Origin of the sequence: Paraburkholderia madseniana, from assembly GCF_009690905.1 — a bacterium.
GTDB lineage: Bacteria > Pseudomonadota > Gammaproteobacteria > Burkholderiales > Burkholderiaceae > Paraburkholderia > Paraburkholderia madseniana.
The window spans coordinates 1-449 of the sequence record NZ_VOSW01000329.1 but is presented as its reverse complement, the minus strand read 5'-3'; the positions used below and the strand labels follow the sequence as shown (position 1 = coordinate 449).

General features: G+C 54.6%; 1 protein-coding gene. It reads left to right on the top strand.

Features of this window, described 5'->3' with window-relative positions; all coding sequences use genetic code 11:
* A partial coding sequence (locus tag FSO04_RS46060) for a reverse transcriptase domain-containing protein (protein WP_267905128.1) occupies positions 1 to 449 on the top strand: 449 nt, incomplete at both ends.

Sequence of the window (449 nt, the reverse complement as noted above, 5' to 3'; positions counted from 1 at the left end):
ATCTCACCCGTGATCGCGAATATGGCGTTAGACGGACTGGAGGCAGCGGTCCATGCAAGCGTGGGCGCTTCCAGATACGCGCGCAAATATGCGAAGCTTAACGTCATCCGCTACGCCGATGATTTCGTGGTGACCGGTGCATCGAAAGAGGTGCTGGAATCCCGAGTGCTTCCGGCGGTCAAAGCATTCATGGCTGTCCGGGGTCTGGAACTCTCAGAAGAAAAAACCCGGATCACGAACATAGCGGACGGTTTCGATTTCCTCGGTCAGAACGTGCGCAAATACGGCGGCAAGTTACTGATCAAGCCAGCGAGGAAAAGCACTAAGTCACTGCTCGACAAGGTCAGAGCGATCATCAAAGGCCATACGAGCGTCACACAGGAAGTGCTGATACATAAGCTTAACCCGGTCATTCGGGGATGGGCAATGTATCACCGCCATGTGGTGGC